This is a genomic window from Rudaea sp., from assembly GCF_036383415.1.
GTDB lineage: Bacteria > Pseudomonadota > Gammaproteobacteria > Xanthomonadales > Rhodanobacteraceae > Rudaea.
The window spans coordinates 1-4,571 of the sequence record NZ_DASVOK010000271.1; the positions used below are offsets into that span (position 1 = coordinate 1).

The following is a 4,571-nucleotide window of genomic DNA, read 5'->3' on the forward strand; positions in this document are numbered from 1 at the left end:
CGGACGCAGCAGCGGCCGACGCCGCCGAACTCGACCCAGATTCCGACGCGGATTCCGACGCAGTCACCACCGGCGCGCGCCGCGCCGCGCCGCGAGCCGCGACGGGCGCCTCGGGCTTGACCGTCGATGTCGACGGGAACAGATTGCGGAACCAGTCGCGCAGCCTTTCGGAGCGCGCGGCAAACCAGCCCGGCTGCTGATCGGTGGCGAACTTCACGCGCGTGTCGATCAGCTTCGAGCGCTCGGCGCGCTGGAAAAAATCGCCCACAATCGGCAATGCGCTGTGCGCGCCCTGCCCCCAGTAATCGCTGCGCAGCGTGACGCGGCTGTCGTTGAAACCGATCCACGCGCCCGCCACCAGCTGCGGATGAATCAGGATGAACCAGCCGTCCGCGTTGCCCTGCGTCGTGCCGGTCTTGCCCGCCAGATCGCCGCGCACACCGAAGCGGCTGCGGATCGCCGCACCCGTGCCGCGGCTCACGACGTCGCGCATCACGTCGACGAGCGTGCGTGCAGTGTCCGCGGGCAGTTCCTGTTGCGGCGGCGCCGGAGCGAATTCGGCCAGCACGTCGCCCTTGCGATTCTCGATTCGCGTGACCATCACCGGCTCCACGTAGCCGCCGAGGTTGGCAATCGTGCTGTAAGCCGACACCATTTCCTTCAGCGTGACCGGGCTCGTGCCCAGCGCGAGCGACGGCACCGTCTCGAGCGGGCTGTCGCGCACGCCCATGGCGCGCGCGAGCCGCGCAACCTTGTTCGGGCCGACGGTTTGCATCAGTTGCGCGGTGATCCGGTTGCGGGAATAGGCGAGACCGTCGCGCAGCGTGATCGGGCGCTCGCTCGGCTCGTCCTCGTCGCTCGGACGCCAGACCTCGCCGCCCGTCAACTGGATTTCGACCGGCTGATCGAGGAACGTGTCGCTCGGCTTCGCGCCCGCCTCGAACGCCGCCGCGTAGACGAACGGCTTGAAGGTCGAGCCCGGCTGACGGCGCGCCTGCTGCACGTGGTCGAACGGGTCCTGGCTGAAATCGCGGCTGCCCACCCACGCCTTGATCTGGCCGTTGCGCGGGTCCATCGCGAGGAAATCGGCCTGCACGCGCGTCTTGGATTCGCAGACCGACTGCACGAGGCGGCGGTCGGACGACACGCGCTTGAGCGCGTCGTCGTCGCTCAGGCCCGCGTCTTTCGCGGCGCGATAATCGGGCGTTTCGCGCAGGAAGGTCGCGAGCAGTTCCTTGCCGTTCGAACAGCCGACGCGGCTGCCCCAAGCCGCATTGGCGATGCCTTGCAGCTGGTTGCCCTGCAAGGTCACCGCCTGCGTCGCCATGGTTTGCAGGCGCGAATCGATCGTGGTGCGCACCACGAGGCCGTCGGCATACATGTTGTAGTCGTTGCGATCGGCCCACGCGGCGAGCCACTTGCGCAATTGCTGCGCGAAGTGCGGCGCGGGACCGGGCGGCTCGGTCCGCCGTTCGAAATCGATGCGCAGCGGCCGGCGCTTGAGCGTCTCGAACGCGGCGGGCGTGAGCTTGCCGTACTTCACCATCTGCGCGAGCACCGTATTGCGCCGCTGCAATGCACGCTCGGGATTGAGCACCGGGTTGTAGTAACTGTTGCCCTTCAGCATGCCCGCGAGCGTCGCGCTTTCGAGCACGTTCAGGTCCGACGCGGATTTGTCGAAGTACGTGCGCGCCGCCATTTCGATGCCGTACGCGTTGTACAGGAACGGCACCGTGTTCAGGTAGGTTTCGAGAATCTCGTCCTTCGTGTAGAGCGCCTCGATCTTGAACGCGGTGATCGCCTCTTTCAGCTTGCGCGTGAGCGTCGGCGCTCGGCCGATTTCGTCCGGGTACAGATTGCGCGCGAGTTGCTGCGTGATGGTCGAGCCGCCCTGGCGGTTGCCGGAAAACGTGTGCAGCGCGGCCGACGCCGTGCGCCGCCAGTCGAGCCCGAAATGCTGATAGAAGCGATGGTCTTCGGTGGCGATCAGCGCGTTCACCACATTCGGCGAGATGTCCTTGAGCTTCACCCACTCGCGGTTCGACGGCTTGAATTCGGCGAGCAGCTTGCCGTCCGCCGAGAGAATCTGCGCGGGCTGCTCGATCTTGGCCTTGCGAATGTCGCCGATGCCCGGCGTGAACGGAATCAGGATCAGCACATACAGCACGAACACCAGCGGCAGCGCCGCGCACGCCTTCAGCACGCCGCGCGGGGTCGGATGGCGCACGTGCCACCATGCTTGTGCGACAAGCGGATTCGCGCGGGTCAGCCCTTTTTCGAGGGCGTCCAGAAACATGGGAATAAGGCGCTTCACACTGGCTACCGTCTGCTGGAAAGGCTGAATCCTACCAAGATGTGCGGCGCCGGCGAACTTTTGCGGCGCGGGCACCGCGGAAGGTGCCTGCTCGTGCCTGCTCGTGCCTGCTCGTGCCCAATCGTGGCGACGCGCGGCCGATCCCGCGCGCCGCGCCGGGACGATCGCGGGCCACTATAATGTCGCCAATTCCGACAAGAGGTGCTTCATGATCATCAAACCGCGCGTGCGTGGCTTTATCTGCGTCTCCACCCATCCGACCGGCTGCGAGGCCAACGTCAAGGAACAGATCGACTACGTCAAGGCACGCGGTCCCATCGCCAACGGCCCGACGAAGGTGCTCGTGATCGGCGCATCCACGGGCTACGGCCTGGCGGCGCGCATCAGCGCGGCGTTCGGCTGCGGCGCGGCCACGCTCGGCGTGTTCTTCGAACGCGGCGGCAGCGAAACCAAGGCCGGCACGGCCGGCTGGTACAACACGGCGGCCTTCGAAAAATTCGCCGGCGCCGAAGGCCTGTACGCGACGAGCATCAACGGCGACGCGTTTTCCGACGAAGTGAAGGCGCGCACCATCGAGATCATCAAGCGCGATCTCGGCCAGGTCGATCTGGTCGTGTACAGCCTCGCCGCGCCCAAGCGCACGCATCCGAAAACCGGCGAAGTGTTCACCTCCACGCTGAAGCCGGTCGGCCGCGCGGTCAACCTGCGCGGCATCGACACGGACAAGGAAGTCATCAAGGAAACCGTGCTCGAACCGGCCACGCAAACCGAAATCGATCACACCGTCGCGGTGATGGGCGGCGAAGACTGGCAGATGTGGATCGACGCGCTCGCCGACGCCGGCGTGCTCGCGGACGGCGCGAAAACAACCGCGTTCACCTACCTCGGCGAAAAGATCACGCACGACATCTACTGGAACGGCTCGATCGGCGCGGCGAAAAAAGACCTCGACCAGAAAGTGCTCGGCATTCGCGCGAAGCTCGCGGCCAAGGGCGGCGACGCGCGCGTCTCGGTGCTGAAGGCGGTGGTCACGCAAGCGAGTTCCGCTATTCCGATGATGCCGCTCTATCTGTCGCTGCTTTTCAAGGTGATGAAGGAAAAAGGCACGCACGAAGGCTGCATCGAGCAGGTCTACGGGCTCTACAAGGAGAGCCTGTACGGCGCGACGCCGCACCTGGACGACGAAGGACGCCTGCGCGCCGACTACAAGGAACTCGACCCGGACGTGCAGAACCGCGTGCAGGCGATGTGGAACCAGGTGGACAACGACAACATTTACGAACTGACCGACTTCGCCGGCTACAAGACCGATTTCCTGCGACTATTCGGGTTCGAGATCGCGGGCGTGGATTATGAGGCCGACGTCAATCCCGATGTGCAGATTCCGGGGCTGGTTCAGGTTTGAGTCCGTGCTGAGTCGCTGCTGAGTTGTCGCTGAATTCTGGCGACAGCGGTTATGGGGCCTTGGTGGCCCCGTTTTTATTTTGTCTGTCCTCTCCTTCGGCGCCAACAGCGCTTACGGCGTGCCGTTGCGGCAATACGCCCGATACCCTTCGCGCTCGGCGAGGCGCGCCATATAAGCGGCAACCGCGGGCAGATCGTCGTGTTCGAACGGCGTTTCCAGCCAGCGGTTCACCGACAGCGCGATCGGAATATCGGCGAGCGAAAAAGCCCCGCCCGCGATGAACGCGCCCGTGCGCCGCAACTGCGCTTCCACGATTGCCATTTGCCTCGCCCAGTTCGCCCGCGATGCCTCGATCTGCTGCGGATCGCGGTGTGCCGGCGAGTGGCGCACGAGCGCAAGAAACGCGTAGCTCCACGAGCGGTTCAGTTCGCTCGCCTGCCAGTCGATCCACTGGTCGCAGCGGGCGCGCTCGCGGACGTCGCCCGGATAGAGCGACTCGCCGCGATAACGGCCGGCGAGGTAGCGAATAATCGAGTTCGACTCCCACAGCACGAAATCGCCGTCCTCGATGACGGGAACCATCGCGTTCGGATTGAGCGCGAGAAACGCGGGATCGTTCGTCGCGCGAAAGCCCGCGCCCCAGTCTTCCCGCTCGAACGCGAGCCCGAGTTCCGCGCACGTCCACAGCACCTTGCGCACGTTGATCGATGAAGCCTTGCCGAGTATCCGCAGCATGAGTCCTCTGAATAAGAGGGTTGGGAAGGAGGTGTAACGTCGGCGCGCGGCGCGTTCGCGCTCCGCCAAGCGGCGACGCGGCGGCGCGGCGCAGCGGCCGTGCAGGCGGAAAGCGCG

The 4,571-nt window shown here is 65.5% G+C and carries 3 protein-coding genes; 1 reads left to right on the forward strand and 2 read right to left on the reverse strand.

The window, feature by feature from the left end; translation table 11 throughout:
- On the reverse strand, positions 1-2,296 hold a 2,296-nt coding region (locus tag VF497_RS10055; RefSeq protein ID WP_330888240.1), incomplete at its 3' end, for a penicillin-binding protein 1A.
- 226 nt (positions 2,297-2,522) lie between these two features.
- Between VF497_RS10055 and fabV the strand changes: the two genes are divergently transcribed.
- Positions 2,523-3,719 carry an enoyl-ACP reductase FabV gene (gene fabV / locus VF497_RS10060; protein ID WP_330888242.1) on the forward strand — a complete coding sequence of 399 codons (1,197 nt, stop codon included), beginning with the start codon at positions 2,523-2,525 and terminating at the stop codon, positions 3,717-3,719.
- A gap of 111 nt (positions 3,720-3,830) precedes the next feature.
- Here fabV and VF497_RS10065 read toward each other — a convergent pair whose 3' ends face one another.
- A complete protein-coding gene (locus VF497_RS10065; protein WP_330888244.1) occupies positions 3,831-4,523 on the reverse strand; it encodes a glutathione S-transferase in 693 nt (230 codons plus the stop codon).
- Positions 4,524-4,571 lie beyond the last annotated feature (48 nt).

Coding starts and splice junctions, on each gene's coding strand:
- fabV (WP_330888242.1), top strand. CDS start 2,523: ATGATCATCAAACCGCGCGTGCGTGGCTTTATCTGCGTCTCCACCCAT.